Below are 21,158 nucleotides of genomic sequence, written 5' to 3'. Positions count from 1 at the left end.
TGTAATTAATCCTATATTGCACCATGGATATGAACCAGGATTATAATACGTACTCTCTATTGCTGGATCGTACTGCCAGAAAGGTAAAGCAGTACGCCCAGAAGAAGTTCAAAGAGGGGGAGTTCGGTATTACCGTTGACCAGTGGGTGGTAATGAAACAACTTTATAAAGAAAATAACCTGAATCAGACGGAACTGGCTGAGCGGGTTAGTAAAGACACCCCCACCCTTACCCGAATCATAGATCTGCTGGTAGGAAAGGGTTATGTGGTCCGGCAAGTGCACCAGCAAGACAGAAGGAGCTTTATGGTGCACCTCACAAAAGATGGTAGCAATAAGGTAGAGAGGCTGTTGCCGGAGGTTAAAAAAATCCGCCTTAAAGCATGGGAGAACCTGGACCAGGCTGATTTCAATTCCTTTCAGAAAATCCTGAACACCATTCATCAAAACCTGAGCGAATAAAATTTTTATACTAATAGTTGTTATACTAATTATTAGTTTAGAAATTCAAGCGTGGTTTTCGAATGAAACGGAGCGATCTTATGATACAGACAGATATATGCATAATCGGCGCAGGACCTGTTGGCTTGTTTGCAGTTTTTGAAGCAGGGCTATTGAAAATGCGCTGTCACCTTGTAGATGCATTGCCGCAGCCTGGTGGTCAGCTAAGTGAAATATACCCGCAGAAGCCTATATATGACATACCCGGCTACCCTACTATTAATGCCCAGGAGCTGGTGGATAATCTGATGAAGCAGATAGAACCCTTCAAGCCTGGATTCACCCTGGGCGAACGTGTGGACACGCTGGAAAGAACCTCAGAGGGTTTTATTCTGGGCACCAATGAGAACACATCCATCATGTGTAAAGCCGTGGTGATAGCAGGCGGCCTGGGGTGTTTTGAGCCCCGAAAGCCTGTATTGGAAAACCTGGATAAATTTGAAGGAAGCGGCGTGCAGTACATGGTGAAAAACCCGGAGCAATTCAGGGATAAAAAGGTGGTACTGGCAGGTGGGGGCGATTCAGCTCTTGATTGGACCATTCACCTGGCTGATATAGCTAAGGAACTGACTCTGATACACCGCAACGAAACATTCCGTGGCGCACCAGACTCTGCAGAGAAAGTAGCAAAGTTGGCTGAAGAGGGTAAAATAAAACTGTTACTAAACACTAACCTTCAAAAACTTACCGGCAACGGCCGCTTGAAAAGCATAGAAGTCCTGAACAAACAAAAAGAGGAAGCTTCTATAGCCACTGATTACCTGATACCTCTATTCGGACTGAGCCCTAAATTGGGGCCTATAGCCAACTGGAAACTGGCCCTGGACAGGAACGCGATCGAAGTAGATACCCTCGACTATTCCACCAGTGTACCAGGAGTATATGCAATAGGCGATATTAATACCTATCCGGGCAAGCTTAAGCTTATTCTTTGTGGATTTCATGAAGCAGCCCTGATGGCTCAGAGCGCCTTTAAGCTTGTATATCCGGACCAGAAACTGAGCTTTAAATACACTACCGTAAATGGGGTGCCTACCCTCTGACCTATGGATGTAGTAGCATTTTATGTGGAAAACGATAGCGGTGTACGCGAAAAGACAGAGGCACCGGCAGACATGAACCTGAGCGTAATGGAAGTGCTTAAAGCTTCTGACTACCCGGTGTTGGCTACCTGTGGTGGCATGGCGCTCTGTGCCACCTGTCACCTAGAGGTATTGCAAGGTGCGGAAAAGCTCCATGAACCTTCGGACGCAGAACTTGATATGCTGGATACGCTGCCCAACGCCCGGCCTGACAGCCGCCTCGCCTGTCAGCTCAGGATAGATACTGCACTGGATGGTATGGTGGTAAAGCTTCTGGGAGAAGAGTAAAAAATCACCACCCTATCAAGTAAAGAATTATCCCCCAGGCACCTGCAGATTAGCAGGTGCTTTTTTTAATTACCCCCAAATAATGAAATCATTTTTTAGGTAATTTGCACCTCTATGGAGTGGAGTAGTATAAAAAAACAGGAAAACAGGAGACGTTTCTTCTTCGGGCTTAAGCTTTTGCTATTGCTCCTTCTCATTTTTTTAGACAATATCTATTTTGAAGAAATCCATAAGGAAGCAGGAGTCCCTGCACGCATTACTCAGGCACTGATATTTTATCTTACTGCTCACCTGGTCATCATACTGACCCGGCTCATCATTGTCCGTGTTTATATTCGCAAAAAGAAAGCCCCTAACCGCACCGATACGTTTGTCATAGGAATCACCCGTATCGCTTCCCTGCTTAGTGCGCTCGCCTTCGTTTTCTCCATCCTTTATGCTTTCGACATCGCCATCAAAGAGTTGTTTACGTCCCTCACGATCGTAGCGGCAGCTATTGCCATTATTTTTAAGGATTATATCGGCAATATGATCAATGGACTTATCATTATGTTCTCGGGCCAATTACAGGTAAATGACTACATTAGAATAGGCAATAACCGTGGGCGTATCATGGATATTACCTTTCTGAACATTCACTTGCTAAACGATGATGATGACATAGTGTACATCCCTAACACCACCATCATTCTAAGTGATGTTCTTAATTACTCAGCCGGCAGGCAAAATAAGGCAGGGGTAGAGTTTGAGATAGCTACCGGACGACTTACTGATCCGGAGGCATTGCATCAGTATTTAATGAAACAGATTACTCATTTTAAGGAAGTTGTACCCGGAACCGGCCGTCTGCGTATTGTGAGTATGTCAAAGGATTTTGCCGTTTGCAGATTTCAGGTTAGAATAAATCAAAGCCAGCGGGAAACTGAGAAAGCTATTAGGCAAAAGTTGCTGACCTCGGTGGCTACCTTTGAGGTGAGTGAATAAAGATGAAAAAAGATAAGAGTCGTTTTTTTCAGGATGTGTATGAGGTGGTAAGGTTAATTCCTGAAGGCAGAGTGACAAGCTATGGTGCCATAGCTAATTATCTGGGCACCAAAGGTAGCGCCCGAATGGTCGGGTGGGCAATGAATAACTCTTTTTCTGAAGTCGATTCCGTACCTGCACACCGTGTGGTAAATCGTAATGGTTTATTAACTGGTAAAAACCATTTTGCTACACCTACACTCATGCAGGAATTACTCGAAAAGGAAGGTATAAAGGTAAAGAACGATCAAATACAGCATTTTGATAGCTATTTTTGGGACCCCGCCATCGAAATCGGATTTTAGGTCAGACATTTCTTAACAGCACCATTTTGAGCTCTTCGGCTAAGGGGTGTTTCCACATGGTTAATTCATCACAGGAAAAACCCGCTACATCTAATCAAATTAGCCTAAATAACAGTGAAAACGTGATTTTTTCAAGTCCTGACCCATGTACCAACATGGACATTTTTAGCCGAATCTAATGGCATTTGTCACCAGGGATTTTTATCTTAAATACCTGTTTGAAATGAAAAAGGAAAAACTGTTATGAAAAAGAAATTGAACCTCGGCTCACTGGACGTAACAAGTTTTGTTACCAAAGACCTGCAGTCCAAAACCAAAGGTGGTACTATCAGGTATACGGACAATTGCGGATCTTCATTCCCTGATCCCTGCTTGCATTACATTACTGCTTGCTGTGAGGAAACTGATGACACCGTTTGCTAATTGATTATGATCTCTGCAGCAATCAATGTTTATCATATATGCACTGTTTGCATGCATGATTTAGAATAAATGCCGACCCTGTGATCCAGGACCGGCATTCTTAATTTATCACCTAACCAATAATCTAATGGAAAAGAACAGGAAAAAGCTAGGCCTGGATGCCTTATCTGTGAGCAGCTTCGTTACTGGTATGGAGCTTACCCGCGGCGGTCGTGATTTAGAACCCATTAACAGCGGACAACTTCAGAGTTGTGAAAAAACGCTATGTGGTCAATATTATACCTGTGGAGTATGCGCCTACTCAGGTCCGGCAGACACCTGCGACAATTGTAATACAATCAATTGCCCTGAGCCTGTTTAAGACTCCGTATTTATACAAACTAAACTATACTAAAATGAAAAAGAAAGTCACTCTAGAGAAGCTTGAAATCAGAAGCTTTATCACTGAAAGGGAGCAAAACCCTCTTAGAGGAGGAACCATTATCCGCACTACAGATGGGGGGAATAGTTCAGGGCCTCAGGCCTGCCTTACCGTTTATTCCATTTGCTGCGCTCCCAGCGAGTTCCTCTGCTGATATACTAATGCAATATGATTTATTCTAAAATGTAGTATTAAGCATCTTATTTCTTCAGCAGGTTCTGCCTGCAGCAAGGACTTGGTAACAAACCTTGGTACTGATCAGAAGCTTTCTGTAGGATAAATGCCCCAAGAAGGGGCCTACACTTTCCAATGCGCTAAGTAAAGACTATTCAGGCCGATCCTATCAGGAAAAACTGAACTTATTTTCCTTGGCGATCAATAGTCCTGAATATAAGGGAAGCCTAAAAAGCTTCCCTTCATTTTTTTCACATCCCTGCAGCCTTGTATTGCTTTTCATCCACAGTGCAATATATTTGTTTGTACTAGCTACATAATCACAGTGACTGAAGACAGAGATTACCGGGAAAAAATAAGCCAGCTCAACGATCTGGTAAACCTGGCCCGTATAGATGGCCGGGAGTCACTGCATGAAATTAACTTTATCAACTGGGTGGCAGAACGCCTCCACCTTACCCAGGAAGATATAGACAGGGTAAAGAATAGCGACCAGCCTGTGGAATTTACCGCTGCCCGCCATGAGTCCGGAAATATTGAGCGTTTTCACCGCATGGTACTGCTGATGGGAATAGATAAAAACCTTGCCCAGGAAGAAATACGCTATTGTATGGATATGGGCATGCGGATGGGGCTTAACGTTCATGCTGTTGTGGAAACCATTAGTAAGCTGGCTTCTAACCCTCAGCACATAGTCCACCGTAATGAAGTAGAGTCTATATTTAGAAAATACAGTAATTAATCCGCCACAGCCCCTTTATTTTTCCGTTTTATTACACTAAAAACAGCCAGAACGAAAACTACCCCTTCACCGTTTATGCCTTAATGAAACATCTTTCTTTCATAATAGGTACCCTGCTCATTCTTGGAATCACCGCAACATCTCCGGTTATTGCTCAGTGTAACACAGCCTCAAAGCTATCTTTTAAAGCCGGGGAAAAGGTTCTTTATGATGTGTACTACAATCTAAGCCTGATATGGGTGCATGCTGGCGAAGTATCCTTCGAGGTGGAAAGTACGAGGTACAAAAACCAAAATGCTTACTTACTAAAGAGCTATGGACGGTCCCTGTCCAAATACGATTGGGTCTATACAGTACGGGATACATTTGAAACTTACGTAGATGCAGGTAATCATGCTCCCCTGGCCTTTCGCCGCAAAACGCGGGAGGGAAGTTACCGGGTAAACAATTCATATAAATACATCCCGGAAAACAGCACTGTATATACTTGGGTGGAAAACAGCGATGCAAAAGAGATTGTAACCGACACCGTTGCACTGCCTGACTGTACATTTGATGTCCTGTCAGCTATTTACTATTGCCGGAACCTTGATTTTTCCAAGTACAAGCCGGGCGATAAAATCCCAATGAAGCTATTGCTGGACGGCAAAGTCTATGACGAACTCTATGTACGGTACCTTGGAAAAGAAGTAATAGAAGACCGCGAAGACAGAAAGTGGCATACCATCAAATTTAAACCGCTGCTGGTGGAGGGTACAATATTTTCCGGTGGGGAGGAGATGACCGTGTGGGTAACTGACGACGCCAATAAGGTGCCGGTAAAGATTGAGGCAGAAGTGCTTGTGGGTAAAGTTAAGGCATTTATACGAGAGGCGGAAAACCTGAGACTGCCCCTGGAAAATTCGCTGAATCAGTAATTTTTTAGTGAGCGAGCAGCTATCACAAGGGCGGCAATAAAAAGCAGCGCAGCATAAGTTAGCTTAAGCTGGTCCTCTTTTTGGTTCAGGTCAAGCGGTTTGCGGTCAGGTATACGGCCATATTTTGGTTGCATATTAAAAACAAACACATCCAGCATAGCCTTGGGCTTAGCCACCAGTTCCCGCAGCACCATATTCATAGTAGGCAGCCCATCAGCGGGGTAAGCCCGCGCCTGAACGTCAAACTGCCGACATAGAAACAGCGCTCTTTCGGTGTGAAAACGCTGCGATACGATTATAGCCTTCTCTTTCTTGAAATGTAATTTAAGCCGTACCACACTATCAAGAGTCCTGAACCCGGCAAAATCCAGCTTTATCAATCCCTCAGGTATACCTGCACGGATCAGGTCATATTTCATATCCCGGGGCTCATTATATGTATCACGTCCGTTATCCCCCGAGATAATTATGGAAGATACCTTTCCGGCCTGATACAGCTCCTTTACAGCATTTATCCGGTACGTATAATAAAGATTTTCCCCACCGGTAGAACGGAGCTTTTTATTCGTCCCGAGTAATAGTACAGCGCTTTTTTCCGGCACGTCTGATGCATCTGTGTATGTATCCGGAAGACTCCAGCCCACGATCCAGATATTGCACAACAGCACCACCTCTACCAGGACCAGTATGGTAGCACCGCTCAGTCTCAGAAACCAGATGCCCGTTTTATAAGCATCCCCCTTACTGGTAGGCTTTTTCTTCTTTTTTTCTTTTTTACTCCCAAACTTACGCCGGATGTAAAGATCATTGGCTGCAAACATCAGTAGAATACTGCTCATAATCACTGTTACGTTCAGCAGATTCCAGCTGTCAGCATGTTCAAAGTATTGAGTAGTGCCTTTAGCTAACCTGATCGTTTGGTCTTTACCTTCCGCCAGGTCATGCAGAAACACCTCAGCATCCTGATAGTATAGAAATACCATCACAGAAGCCGACAAGGTCAGCCAGAGTATCAGCCATCCGATGAATTTCAGCACTCGCATATTGCTACGTCTCAGTCAATAGCGAAAATGCAGAGTGAGGGGCATTGATAAAATGAAAGATGCTCCAGGAAGTTACTTATGGTCAAAAGACCAGCATTTTTTAAATATCTGGTGGGTTTTCAGGAGGAAAAGAAGGGGGAGTTACCGCACCGGAAGGGAGCAACTGCTCAAGACTAAGTTTGAGCATATCGCCCATACTTCTGCATTCTTTAAAACGCTTATCACCATAAAACCTCGCCAGGTCTTCGCCAAGTGATATCACATTATCTGTCGGACTGATATGATCGCTGGCCATCGCATCCAGTAGTTCATCTATAGCCAAATGAGCGCTTTTTACCCTGTTAGCGATAAGGCTCCTTTCTTCCTTCTGGTATTGCCGCACTGTCTCAGGTGTCATATGCCTAAGACCCAGCTCAATCAGGGGGTTATTTTGCTTAAAATACTGCGGAAGATAAATACTTCTCCTACCTTCATAGGACTGCTGGTCAAAATCAATAGCCCGGATCCGGTAGTGTATCTCCTCAAAATCCGGTGTAACATCTATCACAAAGTTACTACTGTGCATATCCCCCAACAGGCGGACAAAACAACGCTCATTGAATTTCACAAACTCCTTTGCCAGTCTGATCTCATTAAGCGTATTATCCTTCAGGTGATCTTTTATAAACTTATCTCCTGGTATACCGGCTATATGCTCCTCCACCAGAGTCTTACCATCCACCAAATAGTTAATCCGATTCGGGCTCAGCAAGTGCTCCAGTTCCAGGCCATAAATGCGACTGGCATCAGCATTTTTTATGTAGAAGTAGTCGAAGTTGTCATTGATCCGGTTCTGGATCCGCACTCGGAATGGCTGTGTATTGCCATAGGTACAAATATCCACCCTATCGATAAAGAGGTGCTGCATTACACCTATATCACCGGCCGCTTTCAGTTCAGAGTATATTTTTTTTAGCGACTGGTAAATTTCCTTCATGTCTTCCTGCGGATAGAAGACTGTTTCCCAAAGCGTATCATCGCCCTTGTTATCATAAAGGGGGATGCTGTTATCGTATCGCAGCAGGTCGCTGTAATTAAGAGGTAGCCTGGTTTCACGGTCGTGGTTTTCCAGGTATTTTCTCAAAGAATCAGAAATCGGGTAGGTCAGCTTCTTCTTACTGATCATTGCCGCCATATGCACCTTCGGTTTTGGTAAATATACCAAAGTAAATGGCAAAGCTTCATCAAGGTTTAGCGACTCAGGCCAATTCTTTGGAGTGATGGCTCCTTTTTTGCCTTCCTTTGCTTCTATTGGCCTCCTTTGTCAGCAAGGGTAAGATATGCGCTTCCGCACTGTCCACCCAGCTTTTGAAAGTGAGTGAATCACTTACATATTCCGGTAAGTATGAAAGCAACTGGTCCAGGTCAAAACTGTCACCCGTAACGCCCGCACCGGAAAGACATGCATCCAGCGCATTACAAGCCTGCTCGTAATGACCTTCCACCGGTACCAGCATAGCAGGCTTACCTAAGTACATGGCCTCGCAGACTGATTCGAACCCTGCCGTACTCGCATAAGCAGTACATGAGGCCATCATTTGCATGAACTTTTGCCCATCCAGCGGATGAAAAGTCAGATTTGGGTGCGGCGAGTAAGCTTCAGGACAGTCTCTGTGATCCCAGAAACAGTGCATCTGTACGTGGCGATTCCGTGCATGCCACTGCCTCACCTGGCTGGCATATCCATGGTTCACGAGGTAAGCCAATAAATAGCCTTTATCAGACACCTCCAGTTCTTTTATAGAGCAACGAACCAAAGGGGGTACTATATGCAAGCCATTAATATCATGGGGGGCATAATTTCTGAAACTAAGTGCCAGCTTCTTTTCGGCGCCAAACGAGGTAATCCTGTTGTTGAGCAAAAGTAGTCTACGCTCCCGGACCCTGCCTTCAGCAAACGGAAAGTCAGGGTGATGACTCAGATATTGATGTCCTATTACTATATATCGGGCCCGAGGACGGTAGGTATACGAATACAGTCCGCCTAAAAAATCATAGAAATTAATAATGACATCAGGCTCAGTACTGGTGACAATATGGTGGATGGCCCGAAGACTACGGATAAATGTCCTGTTGCGCAGAAGGTTCTGGGTAATGGTGGCCCTCAGGTTAATTCCTTTCCTCTCCTCGTCCGTCACAAAGCTCGGGCTTGCCACCCCATATACCGGACATGTAAAGTGAGTGGAAAAGAAGGAAGGTAACTGTCTGCGCTCGTGAGTACCTGCAATGACCGCCCTGACTTCATGGCCGTTTTTTCTAAGCATGTCGTACAGCGTCATAGCCTGAGTCATATGTCCCCTGCCTTCTCCCTGTACAATAAACAGATACCTCATGACTACTTCAGTCCGGAAATTTTACCCAGTAAGCTGTTAGTATAAAACTCATCCAGGCGAATAGCTACCTCATCATCCTCTCCGGTAGTATCTGGTTTCATAACGTTCATTACCGGTGTAGCCTGGGAAGGAGCCGTTTCCGTGTAATATGTCAGGTTCCATTCACCATTATGATCTTCGGTCAGCGCACTCATGGTTTCCACCCAGTCGCCTGAGTTCATATAGGCGACCCCTTCTATATCCTTCATCGCTGGTTGATGAATGTGGCCGCAGATGATCCCGTCACAACCCTGAAGGCGAGCAACTTCTACCAACTGCTTTTCAAAATCGTCTATGTATGACACAGCAGACTTCACGTGACTTTTGATCTTTTGGCTAAGGCTGTAATAAGGCAGACCGCGCTTACGCCGATAGAAATTGTATTGGCTGTTCAGCCACAATAAGAAGGTGTAACCTATATCTCCCAGTCTGGCCACCCACTTGAGCTTGGTGGTGATGGAGTCAAATATATCCCCATGCACTATATAATATTTACGGCCACAGGACTGGTATACCATGTCACGCTGAATATTAAGAGTGCCTACCTTCATCGGTAGCACTTGGTCCAGAAAGTCATCATGATTACCCCGCAGGTAGGTCACCTGCGTTTTATCCTCTTCGATCATTTTGAGGATGCGTGAAAAAAACCGGGTATGCTTCCGCTTCCAAGTGCCGGATTTCCTGAGCTGCCAACCATCCACTATGTCGCCATTCAGGATCAGGTTGTCGCATTTTATCTGCTTCAAAAACCTGACCAGTTCTTTGGCCTTAGAGCCTCTGGTGCCGAGGTGGATGTCTGAGAGCACCACCGTTTTGTAATAATTTCTCACGCGTTTGTGTCCCTTTTTAGCAAGAACACAAAAAGGCTTCAATACTTGATTAAAGCCTTTTTACCATATTAAGAAGTTATGTTTATCAGCAGATTTATTTATTAACTCAGCGTTAACAACCCTGCAGACGGATTTCAAGGCTTAAATGTCTCAAATGTCTTCTCTATTATATCACAGCACTCATGTAACTGTTCTTCTGTCATAACTAATGGAGGAGCAAAGCGGATAATATTACCATGAGTAGGCTTAGCAAGCAATCCGTTTTCTTTGAGTTTGACACAAAGATCCCATGCCGTACTGCTTTCGGGGGTATCATTTACTACCACTGCATTAAGCAACCCTTTGCCTCGTACCTTCCGGACCAGATCACAGCGTTCGGCTAGTTTCTCCATACGGCCACGAAATGTTTCTCCCAATTTACGCGCATTCTGAGCCAGATTTTCATCATTTACCACATCTAAGGCCGCCATAGCCACTTTACAGGCAAGTGGGTTCCCCCCAAAGGTGGAGCCATGCTGGCCGGGCTTGATCACTTCCATGATATGATCATCCGTAAGTACGGCTGAAACAGGATACACCCCCCCGGAAATGGCCTTTCCAAGAATTAGCATGTCTGGCCGGACGTATGTCTCCTGCCTCTCACAGGGGCCCTGGCAGCTACAATTTCCGCAAATAGCAAGCAAGCTACCAGTACGGGCAATACCAGTTTGTATCTCGTCCGCAATGAAAAGAATATCATGACGGGTACATACTTCGCGTACCTTCGGGATGTAATCATCTGCAGGGGTATATACACCGGCCTCTCCCTGAATTGGCTCAACCAGAAAACCAACCACGTGCTTATGCTCTGCAATGGCCTTTTCTAGAGCATTCACATCATCGTATGGTATACGAACAAAGCCAGGTGTAAACGGACCAAAATTGTTCCGGGCATTATCGTCATTACTAAAAGAGATAATCGTGGTAGTACGTCCGTGAAAGTTGTTATCGCATACGATGATCACTGCCTCATCTGCAGGTATGCCTTTTTTCTCGTACCCGTATTTCCGGCAAATCTTAATGGCTGTTTCCACTCCTTCAGCCCCGGTGTTCATTGGCAACACTCTGTCAAATCCGAAGTACTCAGTAATATACTGTTCGTAAACTCCTAGAATATCATTATAAAAAGCCCGGGAGGTGAGGGTAAGGGTTTCGGCCTGATCCTTCATGGCCTGAATGATGCGGGGATGACAATGACCCTGGTTAACTGCCGAATAGGCAGAAAGAAAGTCAAAATATTTATGACCTTCCACATCCCACACGTAAACGCCTTCACCTCGTGATAAAACGACAGGAAGGGGGTGGTAGTTATGGGCACCGTGCCGGTTTTCCAGCGCTATCGCCTGACTGCTGCTTTTTACGGCTTCCATCATATGCAAACGTTTTAAATGACTTAATAGGGCAGCAATTTAGAGCATTTGCCCCTAATAAAAAATGGAGAATCAGGGCACAGTGATTTAAATGTAACGGGAAGTTATAAATAGCTTCCGGACAGATACAATAGCCTCAGAAACCTTTGACAAATCACATATCGTTCATAGAGAGTCAGAAATATATTTGAATGGCACTTGAAATTATGAAATAGAATTAAGATATTTGCAAACTATTTCGGAAACCGAATTTCTGATCAAGGAATTTAAAGATATTTAAGACATGGCTAGAGTTTGTCAGATCACCGGTAAGCGCGCCAGAGTGGGTAACAACGTTTCTCACGCGAATAACAAAACTAAGAGGAAGTTTATGCCGAACCTTCAAAAGAAGAGGTTCTATCTTCCTGAGGAGGATAAGTGGATCACTCTTAAGGTTTCTGCATCAGCGCTTAGGACGATCAATAAGAACGGTATTACTGCCGTTTTGAAAGAAGCTAAGGAAAAAGGTATCCTCGTTTAATCAGGCAGTAACTGTAAACTGGAAAGATCATGGCTAAAAAAGGTAATAGAGTACAGGTAATTCTGGAGTGTACTGAACACAAAAACAGTGGTCAACCCGGCACATCCAGGTACATTACCACTAAGAACCGGAAAAACACTCCTGAGCGTATGGAGTTGAAAAAGTATAACCCGATTCTTAAGAAATATACTGTTCACAGAGAAATTAAGTAATCATGGCTAAGAAAGTAGTTGCAACCCTTAAGAAAGAAGGCGGCAGAACATTTGCTAAAGTGATCAGAGCCGTGAAATCAGAAAAAACCGGTGCTTATACATTCCGTGAAGAAATGGTTCCTGCCGATCAGGTAAAGGATTTTCTGAAATAAAAAATATTCAGCTTATTAGTTGCGAAAAGTCCCTTTCTAAGGGACTTTTTTGTATATTTTCCTGTAGTTTTTTCATATAGCACATGGGTCTTTTCGGATTTTTTTCAAAAGAAAAAAAAGAAAAGCTTGATGAAGGTCTCCAAAAGTCCAATCAGAGCTTTTTTAATAAACTAGGCAAAGCCATTGCCGGTAAGTCCACCGTGGACGAAGAAGTACTGGATGAGTTGGAAGAAATACTGATTACTTCTGATGTCGGGGTTAATACCACCATCAAGATCATCAGACGAATCGAAGAAAGAGTGGCCCGTGATAAATATATGAGTGTAAGCGAGCTGGACGCCATTCTGCGGGAAGAAATTGCTACTCTCCTTACTGAAAACAACACCGAAGACCTAAAGGATTTTACTACCCCTGCTGATAAAAAGCCCTACGTAATACTCGTAGTAGGAGTAAACGGGGTCGGTAAAACCACTACGATAGGCAAGCTAAGTGCCCAGTTCAAGAAGCGTGATAAGAAAGTAATCTTAGGCGCAGCCGATACCTTTAGAGCTGCAGCAGTAGATCAGTTAATTTTATGGGGAGAGCGCACAGGTGTGCCTGTAATCTCTCATGGCATGAACACCGATCCTGCCTCTGTAGCATTTGATACGGTAAAAAAGGGGGTGGACGAGGGCGCTGATGTGGTGATCATCGACACCGCCGGACGCCTGCATACTAAAGTAAATCTGATGAACGAGCTATCTAAAATTAAGCGCGTTATTCAGAAGTTTATTCCTGAAGCTCCACATGAAGTACTTCTTGTACTAGATGGCAGCACGGGACAAAACGCCCTCATTCAAGCCCGGGAGTTCACCAAAGCAACAGAAGTCACCTCTCTTGCCATCACCAAACTGGATGGTACCGCTAAAGGTGGTGTGGTTATCGGCATCTCTGATGAGTTTAAGATTCCCGTTAAATACATCGGGGTAGGTGAAAAAGTTGAAGACCTGCAGGTATTTAACCGCTTCGAATTCGTCGACTCACTCTTCAGTCAGTCTTAATTACCCCTTCTTTCTTCTTATTTTTTCTTAGGAGGAATACCCTTATTCCGCCATGGTATACGGTAGTAGATGTAATAGTCCAGAGCAAAACTGCTATTATCATCAGCCACACCAAACCCCGGCACCTCGTATGCGGAAACAGCCAGGCCGCCATTTATATTTATGGCAAACTTAAACCGGCCAGCCAGACCCAGGTATACATTATTAAGCACCTGAACCTTCAGCCCTACGAGTGCCTCTCCCCAGGTGGCGGTGTACTTATCAAAAGTATAATTGACCGTCCCATCGCCGAACAGCAGGCTATCAGACTCCATGAATGTCAGATCACCTGAAAATGTGGACCCTGCGGCACGCATACCAAAGTAAAGCACGCTCCGGGATGGATCAGTAGTGAGAAAGTTCATGTCTACTCCTGCACGCCAGTAATTACCGCTAGTTTCAAACCGGAAATTCTGCCCCTCTCTGATGCGCTCTTCATACCCATAGTCCACCACCAGAAAATAGCGGTGAAAATCCACATCGGCAGTAAGCTCCCATTGAAAGTAGTCCTTGTTGAACAGCCCGAACACAGGACCCGTGAGCTCAGTACCTACTCTGATAGCCGATGGCTTCCAATCTTTTTTCTCACGTACTCTCACTGAGTCTGACTCTGACTGGGCAAATGCAGGCAGGCTGGTGCCTACAAGGATTAGCATTAGCAGACTAGAAAAATATCTCCACATTTATATTCTGGTTTTCGTCAGATGGCCTCAGCAGCCTGTCATTCAGTATCAGTACACTATCACCAGGTAAGGTGCCACTGATATCCAGGTTTTTGTAAACTTGCTCTATCCCACACTCCGGAGCTATTAGTCTGGCCTCACGGTCATAAGTGACACGAAGCACGTACTCCGAATCATTGATAGTGATCAGATAACCTGATGTGTTTGAATACGGACTTACCGGCAGTGTCAGTAAGGAGGTAGTATCGGCCTGCTCAATTATCAGGGAGTCTGGACGCTCCTCACTGCGGACTTCCTGTATAATTACCAGGCTGTCTGTAAGTACAAATACATCGTTTTCTGTATCAAAATCCACGCTGGTAAACTTAACCTTCAGCAGGTTTTCACTTGTGCCGCTGCAATTAGGGATTTCATTGCAGGCGGTAAAGAAAAACCCGGTCAGCAGGCAACATACGATTAACAGGTAGCCTCTCATCTTGACATATATGGTCATAAAGCCCGTAAAGTTAAAAATTTTGATGCTCTGCACGGCATGTTTGTTAATACTCAGGAGAAAAATAAGGTATATAGAACCAAATTGACGAAATTTGCCTTGTATCCCGGGGAGAATCAGGCCCCATTGTATCGAAACAAACCGAACAGGCTTTGAAAACTAAAGAGAAGGGTAAGGATAAGGTGAATGTCATCACACTGGGTTGCAGCAAAAACCTGGTGGACAGTGAGGTAATGATCACTCAACTGAAAGGTAATGACATTGAAACTACTCATGAGGCGGAGGATGATGATGCCAACGTGGTCATAGTGAACACATGCGGTTTCATAGACAATGCGAAGCAGGAAAGTATCGATACGATTCTGCGCTATGCTGACGCAAAGAACGAGGGCCTTATCGAAAAGCTTTATGTAACAGGCTGTCTGTCTCACAGGTATAAAGACGACCTGGAAAAGGAAATACCTGAAGTAGATGCCTATTTCGGTACTATGGAGCTGCCCATGCTCCTGAATAAGCTTAACGCCGACTATAAGCATGAGCTGGTGGGTGAACGCCTGACCACCACGGCTATGCACTACAGCTACATGAAGATCAGTGAAGGGTGTGACCGCCCCTGCTCTTTCTGTGCTATCCCCCTTATGCGGGGCGGACACAAATCCCGCTCTATTGAGGAGTTAGTGAAAGAGGCAAAATCACTGGCCAGGAAAGGCACCAAGGAATTGTTGCTGATCGCTCAGGACTCAACGTACTACGGCCTGGACCTGTACAGAAAGCGTAATCTCGCAGAACTTCTCAAGCACCTGTCTGATGTGGAAGGCATCGACTGGATCAGGCTTCACTATGCCTATCCGAGTGGTTTTCCTATGGACGTGCTGGACGTAATGGCTGATCGTGAAAATATCTGCAACTACCTGGACATGCCACTCCAGCATGGCAGCAGCGCCATGCTCAAGCATATGCGCCGCGGAATCACCCGTGAAAAAACCGAGGCGCTCATTCATACCATCAGAGATAAAGTGCCAGGCATAGCCCTTCGCACGACGCTTATTGCAGGCCATGCCGGTGAAACAGAGGAGGACTTTGCCGATATGGTTGATTTTGTTGAAAAAATGCGCTTTGAGCGTCTAGGGGTTTTCACCTACTCTCATGAAGAAAACACCCACGCGCATACGGCACTTGAGGACAATGTGCCCGAAGAGGTGAAACAAGAGCGTGCCAATATCGTAATGGAGATACAGGAGGGTATCTCCCTCGAGCTCAATCAGCAAAAAATAGGCAAGGCTTACAAAGTACTCATCGACCGGAAGGATGGCGGCAATTTTATTGGTCGTACCGAATTTGACTCTCCCGAGGTCGATAACGAAGTGATAATTGATGCAGAAAAACACTACCTCCGAATCGGCGACTTCGCCCAAATTCGCATCACAGACGCCACAGAATTCGACCTCTACGGCGAACCGGTCCACCAGCCAGTCACCGTCTGACAACGGGCAATCAACTGCTAAAAATGGCATGAGAGTAAGTCGGCTTCCTCTTTTTGAAAAAGGCATAGGGTTCACACCCATCTTTCAGGCTTATATTGAGCAGGAAGAAAAGCTCAAACCATTTTACGGACTATACCCGGATACAGAAAACTTTCTCAAACAGGCGGAAGCCAAATCATTTACAAGTGAGGCCCGTATCAGGCTGCAGGATGTACTGCAGACGCAATATAAGGATCTCACCATCAGCGAGGCAGTAAGCCAAAACCTGGACTTACTGGCAGAAGGACATACGTATACGGTAACTACAGGGCATCAGCTTAATATTTTTACCGGGCCGCTGTATTTCATTTATAAGATAGTGACAGTCATCAACCTGGCTGCGGAACTCAACGAGAAATACCCGGACAAGCATTTTGTCCCCGTGTATTGGATGGCCTCTGAGGATCATGATTTTGAGGAGATAAGTCACTTTAACCTCTTTGGGCAGGAGTACCGCTGGAATAATGGAGGCCAGCAGGGTGCGGTGGGCCGCATGGATACGAAAGGGATAGAAAGCATCCTAAATGAATTGCCGGAAGCTGTCCCTGTATTCGAAAAGGCTTATACGTCTTATAATAATCTGGCCGATGCCACCCGGTATTTCGTGAATGAGCTTTTCGGAGAAGAGGGGCTGATCGTAGTGGATGCAGACAGCCGGATATTGAAAGAGTCCTTTGCCTCTGTTATCAAAGATGATCTTACCAATCACTCCGCTAAGGCCTGTGTGGAAGAGACCTCTGCCCGATTGGATGAGATGGGCTATAAAACGCAAATATTCCCTCGCGAGATAAACTTTTTCTATCTTAAGGAAGGCCTGCGGGAGCGCATAGAAGCAACTGATGAAGGGGTGAAGGTGCTGAATACTGAGTTTACATTCAGTAAGGAAGAGCTGGCTCAGGAGATAGACTCTTACCCTGAGCGTTTCAGCCCTAACGTGGTCATGAGGCCTCTGTACCAGGAGGTAATCTTACCAAATATTGCATATATCGGAGGCCCCTCGGAAGTGGCCTACTGGCTACAGCTAAAAGATATGTTTGATCACTATGAAGTTCCTTTTCCCATAGTGATGCCCCGAAACTTCGGCCTGGTAGTAAATAAAACCAACGCTAAAAAGCTACGGAAACTACCGGTGAGCACCGAAGACCTCTTCCGGCCTTTCCATGAACTTAAAGAGGAGGCTCTGCATGAGCTATCGGAAAATGAGCTGAGCCTGGAGACGGAACGTAATGTGGGCAAACAGATTTATGAGTCCATTTTCCACAAGGCAGCAGAAGTAGACCCATCTCTTAAAGGCTTCGTTGGATCAGAAGAGAATAAATTCCTTAAAAGCCTTGAGAACATTGAAAAGCGTTTGAAAAAAGCGGAAGAAAAGCGCCTGGACACCTCCATGAATCAACTTGAGAAACTCAAGGATAAGCTTTTCCCGGAAAATACCTGGCAGGAACGTTACGATAATTTCCTGAATGTACACCTGAATAGTCCTGAATTCATCTCGGTGCTTTTGGAAGAGATGAACCCGCTGGATTTCCGGATGCATGTGATGATCGAAGACCATGACTAAAGACAGCCTTCGGAAGCTGTACCGTACTAAAAGAAAGGCGCTCACAGAGCATGAGTATGCTGAATTAAATGCGGCACTCATGAATCGTTTTCTTGCCGGAACGGATCTTTCCAAGGTCAGGACACTGCATACTTATCTGCCAATCCATAAAACAAGAGAGCCCGATACATGGCCCATTATTGAGCATATCCGTAGCAGGCACCCGCACATCCGCCTGGTAGTACCTCGCATTCACCCGACAGAGTCTACTATGGATTGTCTTGTGTTATCAGAGGATACTCATTTTGAGGAAAATAAATACGGTATTGCCGAACCACAGAATGCAGGTAAAGTAAAGGAAACGGAAATAGATATGTCTATCGTACCTTTACTTGCTTTTGATACTAAAGGGTATAGGGTAGGGTATGGAAAGGGATATTACGATAAGTTTTTTTCAACCTGCAGAAAAAATATTTCTAAGGTCGGATTGTCCTTTTTTGAGCCAATTTCAAAGATTTCTGATATCAATTCTTACGATATCCCACTAAATCAGGTAGTTACGCCCCACGCCACCTATTGCTTTTATTCTTGAAATTGGGTTAATTAAAGAAGGATATTTTACTATCCTTCGCTAAACCAATGAAAAGAAATAATAAAACGAATTTGTACCCACTATTTGGGGTACCTGCAGGTCTCCTGCTGTTCGTGGCATGGCCTCCTCAGTATATCTGGCCTTTACTTTTCATTGCCTTCATTCCTTACTTTTTTGCCACTGATCAAATCATCGAAAAAAGACGGTTCCGTACGCTGGGGTTTTTCTTACTCACCTATACGACATTACTTACCTGGAACCTCTTTACAAATGCATGGATCTATAATACAAAGTTTTTAACAGGCTTTCTGGTCAGCGCGCTGAACCCCCTGTTATTTGCTATTCCTTTACTATTAGTCTGGTATGTTAGAAGAAGGCTTGGTAAAAGGTGGTTTTACTTCGCATTTGTCTGCACCTGGTTAGCCGTGGAGACCTTTCACTCGGAGTGGATTATGGCCTTCCCGTATCATGCGCTTGGTTATGGACTTACACCGGCTCCTTACCTTATTCAGTTCTATACCATCACCGGAGTGGGCGGAGGCACACTTTGGATACTGGCCGTAAATGTATTGATATACGAACTGGTAAATAGCGTTTTTATCAGCAGGCCTTCTTTTGATAACATTAGAAAGGGTAGTATTGCCTTTACCGCCTTTGCGGTTCCCTGTATCCTCTCGGCCATTACCTATATTACTTATACTGAAAAAGGCTATGAAGTTAAGGTGGTTGCCATTCAGACAGATGTAGATTGTTACGAAGAAAAATATGTGACAAGTCCTGAGATACTTGTAGACAGGTACTGGTCACTGACAGAAGAGGCTCTGAAGAAAGGGGCTCCGGATTATATATTATGGCCGGAAACGGCTATCAGTAATGGGGGCTATGTGCAAGGGCTGAAAAACAACCCTTTGTATGCTAATATTGCTCAGAGGCTTGAGTCATACCCCGGCGCTCAGTTGATCACCGGTGCTATATTATACGAAAGAGAAGATCAGTTACCCCCATTTGCCAGTCAAAATCCGGATTATGCCAGGGAGCTTGGTGACATGCGGTATTATACTTATAACGCGGCTCTCCAGATAGGGAAAAACGGCGTTATCGGATATCGTTCGAAAGAAAAACTAGTTCCTTTTGAGGAACAAACCCCCTACCCGCAGTATACAAAAGCCATTAAGCAAATCGTCCCTTCACTTGGAGGTTTTGCATTTTCAACCAGCCACGTAAATAATACCGTATTTCGTAATGGTCCACGTGCAGGCTCTGCCCTAATATGCTTTGAGTCGGCCTTTGGTGAATTAGCGTCAAAACAGGTTAGAACAGGTGCCAATATCCTCTTCGTTATGCTGAACGAGGGTTGGTATAAACATTCCGGAGGGGCTTCACAGATACAGGCTTGCGCTGTAGCGCGGGCAATCGAAAACCGAAGAACGGTGGTTCGCTCGAGTAATAATGGCATCAGTTCCATTATTAACCAGCGTGGCGACGTCATCCAACAAGCAGATATGGCCGGAGGACCGGCAACACTGACTATATCCACGAGAGGTAATGATCACCTCACCCCTTATACGCACCATAGTAATTTGATAGGAAAGGCCGCTCAGCTATGCTTTTTGGCGATGATCGCCTTATGTATTGTTGTTTATTCGCTGAGCCTGATAGGTAGGAAGAGGCTGATTTTGGAATAAGCCTTCTTGGTAATGTGTACAATTTTTCTCCAGAACCCACTATACGCTGGACTACGCATTATTTAATTTTTCATAACTATTAATCTTACTTCTTATGAAAAGACTATTACTTAGTGTACTGGTATTCAGTGCGCTTGCTTTACTAGGCCCTGGCATTGCAGAGGCCTGTCACAATGACGATCCGCCGCCTCCGCCGCCATCCGCGGGTGAGATTTCCGGAGGATCTTCCATTTGTCGCGGAGATATCCGAACCTATAGTATATCCACATCAAACACCACCGGAGGTAACATCAGGTACGAGTGGTCGGTGGGTATCGGGCAGGTAAGAAATCCGGCCACAGGTCAGTTTGCCGGCACGGGCGTACCTGTAGTGATAAACACTACCTCTACGTCATCCAGCGTTCAGGTACGGGTATCTGATCCTACGCCCCCTAATAACGAGGCGGTTATTGCTGTCCAGGTCAGTGGCGGAGGTATCTCTTCGGCAGGTCGTCTAAAAACGGTAGTGGTAAACCCTGAAACTACCCCTGCCACGCCCTCGTCGATTACTGAAAACTTCTTTCCTTCTACTACATTTAACAACTCCTTTACTGTGTCAGCAGTATCGGGTGCTACCTCATACCAATGGGAAACTGTACCTGCTACCCAGAACCCTACAGGAAGAACGGTTAGCTTCTTTTTTCCCGGAGCCGGTTTTTACACGATAAAAGCAAGGGCCGTTGGTTGTGCAGGAAACAGTGCTTTCAGGAGCATCAATGTATTCATAGAAGAGAATAACTGTAATCAGGATCCCTTTGAGCCTACTCCAATATTCTGCGATCAATTCCGCACGGGAGATGATGTAGAAGATGGGCTGGCTAACACATCTGTTCAGTTTGATGTCTTCCCGAATCCTCTATCGGGTAATGAGTTTACGGTACAGATTCCCGCAAATGTGGACAATGCCGAAATCATCGTGACAGATATAAAGGGTGCTATGGTGAAGCAGCTGAAAATGTCGGAGAGCAGGCTTAAGGTTGATGCCAGAGATATGCAGGAAGGTATATACCTGATCCGTGTAAGAGGTGATGACTTTAATGAGGTGCGAAAGCTTGTAATGAGCGATCGGTAA

Annotated in this window: 26 protein-coding genes; 19 read left to right on the top strand and 7 right to left on the bottom strand. The window is 45.1% G+C overall.

From position 1 onward, the window contains the following. Window positions 1-23: 23 nt before the first annotated feature. From AB9P05_RS10785 to AB9P05_RS10740, 10 genes are all read left to right on the top strand, one after another. Window positions 24-461, top strand: coding sequence for a MarR family winged helix-turn-helix transcriptional regulator (locus AB9P05_RS10785; RefSeq protein ID WP_371908837.1), 438 nt, complete (start codon window positions 24-26; stop codon window positions 459-461). Window positions 462-541: 80 nt separating this feature from the next. Continuing rightward, entirely contained in the window at window positions 542-1,543 is a 1,002-nt protein-coding gene (locus tag AB9P05_RS10780; RefSeq protein ID WP_371911347.1) for an NAD(P)/FAD-dependent oxidoreductase, read from the top strand. A gap of 3 nt (window positions 1,544-1,546) precedes the next feature. Then, on the top strand, window positions 1,547-1,870 hold the full coding sequence (locus AB9P05_RS10775; protein ID WP_371908836.1) for a 2Fe-2S iron-sulfur cluster-binding protein: 324 nt from the start codon (window positions 1,547-1,549) through the stop codon (window positions 1,868-1,870). Window positions 1,871-1,984: 114 nt separating this feature from the next. Further along, window positions 1,985-2,854, top strand: a complete 870-nt coding sequence (locus AB9P05_RS10770) for a mechanosensitive ion channel family protein (RefSeq protein ID WP_371908835.1) — start codon at window positions 1,985-1,987, stop codon at window positions 2,852-2,854. 2 nt (window positions 2,855-2,856) lie between these two features. Then, complete coding sequence (locus AB9P05_RS10765; RefSeq protein WP_371908834.1) at window positions 2,857-3,198, top strand: MGMT family protein; 342 nt, start codon at window positions 2,857-2,859, stop codon at window positions 3,196-3,198. 243 nt (window positions 3,199-3,441) lie between these two features. Next, entirely contained in the window at window positions 3,442-3,621 is a 180-nt protein-coding gene (locus tag AB9P05_RS10760; RefSeq protein ID WP_371908833.1) for a hypothetical protein, read from the top strand. Window positions 3,622-3,748: 127 nt separating this feature from the next. Further along, entirely contained in the window at window positions 3,749-3,982 is a 234-nt protein-coding gene (locus AB9P05_RS10755) for a hypothetical protein (RefSeq protein ID WP_371908832.1), read from the top strand. Between the two features lie 34 nt (window positions 3,983-4,016). Then, a complete protein-coding gene (locus AB9P05_RS10750; protein WP_371908831.1) occupies window positions 4,017-4,196 on the top strand; it encodes a hypothetical protein in 180 nt (59 codons plus the stop codon). A 345-nt stretch (window positions 4,197-4,541) separates the two neighbouring features. Then, on the top strand, window positions 4,542-4,958 hold the full coding sequence (locus AB9P05_RS10745) for a hypothetical protein (protein WP_371908830.1): 417 nt from the start codon (window positions 4,542-4,544) through the stop codon (window positions 4,956-4,958). An 83-nt stretch (window positions 4,959-5,041) separates the two neighbouring features. Beyond that, the gene (locus tag AB9P05_RS10740) at window positions 5,042-5,875 is read left to right on the top strand and encodes a DUF3108 domain-containing protein (RefSeq protein WP_371908829.1); all 834 of its coding nucleotides are present in this window, start codon (window positions 5,042-5,044) and stop codon (window positions 5,873-5,875) included. Here AB9P05_RS10740 and AB9P05_RS10735 read toward each other — a convergent pair. The 5 genes from AB9P05_RS10735 to rocD form a co-directional block, all read right to left on the bottom strand. Beyond that, entirely contained in the window at window positions 5,869-6,918 is a 1,050-nt protein-coding gene (locus tag AB9P05_RS10735) for a vancomycin high temperature exclusion protein (RefSeq protein WP_371908828.1), read from the bottom strand. The genes AB9P05_RS10740 and AB9P05_RS10735 overlap by 7 nt on opposite strands. A gap of 100 nt (window positions 6,919-7,018) precedes the next feature. Then, window positions 7,019-8,092: a hypothetical protein gene (locus AB9P05_RS10730; RefSeq protein WP_371908827.1), complete on the bottom strand. Its 1,074-nt coding sequence runs from the start codon at window positions 8,090-8,092 to the stop codon at window positions 7,019-7,021. A gap of 64 nt (window positions 8,093-8,156) precedes the next feature. Then, on the bottom strand, window positions 8,157-9,290 hold the full coding sequence (locus tag AB9P05_RS10725; RefSeq protein ID WP_371908826.1) for a glycosyltransferase family protein: 1,134 nt from the start codon (window positions 9,288-9,290) through the stop codon (window positions 8,157-8,159). 2 nt (window positions 9,291-9,292) lie between these two features. Further along, the gene (locus tag AB9P05_RS10720) at window positions 9,293-10,159 is read right to left on the bottom strand and encodes a UDP-2,3-diacylglucosamine diphosphatase (RefSeq protein WP_371908825.1); all 867 of its coding nucleotides are present in this window, start codon (window positions 10,157-10,159) and stop codon (window positions 9,293-9,295) included. 134 nt (window positions 10,160-10,293) lie between these two features. Then, window positions 10,294-11,571, bottom strand: a complete 1,278-nt coding sequence (gene rocD / locus AB9P05_RS10715; RefSeq protein WP_371908824.1) for an ornithine--oxo-acid transaminase — start codon at window positions 11,569-11,571, stop codon at window positions 10,294-10,296. Window positions 11,572-11,851: 280 nt separating this feature from the next. On the opposite strand from rocD, the gene rpmB reads away from it, so the two are divergent. The 4 genes from rpmB (at window position 11,852) to ftsY (ending at window position 13,492) form a co-directional block, all read left to right on the top strand. Continuing rightward, complete coding sequence (gene rpmB, locus AB9P05_RS10710; protein WP_371908823.1) at window positions 11,852-12,088, top strand: 50S ribosomal protein L28; 237 nt, start codon at window positions 11,852-11,854, stop codon at window positions 12,086-12,088. A gap of 29 nt (window positions 12,089-12,117) precedes the next feature. Further along, a complete protein-coding gene (gene rpmG / locus AB9P05_RS10705; RefSeq protein WP_371908822.1) occupies window positions 12,118-12,300 on the top strand; it encodes a 50S ribosomal protein L33 in 183 nt (60 codons plus the stop codon). A gap of 2 nt (window positions 12,301-12,302) precedes the next feature. Next, window positions 12,303-12,452 (top strand): DUF4295 domain-containing protein, encoded by a 150-nt coding sequence (locus AB9P05_RS10700; RefSeq protein ID WP_371908821.1) that lies wholly within the window; start codon window positions 12,303-12,305, stop codon window positions 12,450-12,452. Window positions 12,453-12,535: 83 nt separating this feature from the next. Continuing rightward, the gene (gene ftsY, locus AB9P05_RS10695) at window positions 12,536-13,492 is read left to right on the top strand and encodes a signal recognition particle-docking protein FtsY (RefSeq protein WP_371908820.1); all 957 of its coding nucleotides are present in this window, start codon (window positions 12,536-12,538) and stop codon (window positions 13,490-13,492) included. A gap of 17 nt (window positions 13,493-13,509) precedes the next feature. On the opposite strand, the gene AB9P05_RS10690 is transcribed toward ftsY, so the two are convergent. Together AB9P05_RS10690 and AB9P05_RS10685 are read right to left on the bottom strand one after the other, a co-directional pair. Further along, a complete protein-coding gene (locus AB9P05_RS10690; RefSeq protein WP_371908819.1) occupies window positions 13,510-14,214 on the bottom strand; it encodes a DUF6048 family protein in 705 nt (234 codons plus the stop codon). Then, a complete protein-coding gene (locus tag AB9P05_RS10685; RefSeq protein ID WP_371908818.1) occupies window positions 14,195-14,707 on the bottom strand; it encodes a hypothetical protein in 513 nt (170 codons plus the stop codon). Before AB9P05_RS10685 ends, AB9P05_RS10690 begins: the two co-directional genes overlap by 20 nt. 152 nt (window positions 14,708-14,859) lie before the next feature. Here AB9P05_RS10685 and rimO point away from each other — a divergent pair, with 152 nt between their 5' ends. The 5 genes from rimO (at window position 14,860) to AB9P05_RS10660 (ending at window position 21,158) form a co-directional block, all read left to right on the top strand. Next, a complete protein-coding gene (gene rimO, locus AB9P05_RS10680) occupies window positions 14,860-16,191 on the top strand; it encodes a 30S ribosomal protein S12 methylthiotransferase RimO (RefSeq protein WP_371908817.1) in 1,332 nt (443 codons plus the stop codon). A gap of 28 nt (window positions 16,192-16,219) precedes the next feature. Further along, a complete protein-coding gene (bshC, locus tag AB9P05_RS10675; protein WP_371908816.1) occupies window positions 16,220-17,791 on the top strand; it encodes a bacillithiol biosynthesis cysteine-adding enzyme BshC in 1,572 nt (523 codons plus the stop codon). Next, window positions 17,784-18,362, top strand: coding sequence for a 5-formyltetrahydrofolate cyclo-ligase (locus AB9P05_RS10670; RefSeq protein WP_371908815.1), 579 nt, complete (start codon window positions 17,784-17,786; stop codon window positions 18,360-18,362). The genes bshC and AB9P05_RS10670 overlap by 8 nt, the downstream gene beginning before the upstream one ends. 47 nt (window positions 18,363-18,409) lie before the next feature. Continuing rightward, on the top strand, window positions 18,410-20,047 hold the full coding sequence (lnt, locus tag AB9P05_RS10665) for an apolipoprotein N-acyltransferase (protein WP_371908814.1): 1,638 nt from the start codon (window positions 18,410-18,412) through the stop codon (window positions 20,045-20,047). Window positions 20,048-20,141: 94 nt separating this feature from the next. Next, window positions 20,142-21,158: a T9SS type A sorting domain-containing protein gene (locus AB9P05_RS10660; RefSeq protein ID WP_371908813.1), complete on the top strand. Its 1,017-nt coding sequence runs from the start codon at window positions 20,142-20,144 to the stop codon at window positions 21,156-21,158.

This window comes from Roseivirga sp. BDSF3-8 (assembly GCF_041449215.1).
Classification (GTDB): Bacteria; Bacteroidota; Bacteroidia; order Cytophagales; family Cyclobacteriaceae; genus JBGNFV01.
Note: the sequence above shows the minus strand (reverse complement) of the source record. Positions and strands in the feature narration are given on the sequence as shown.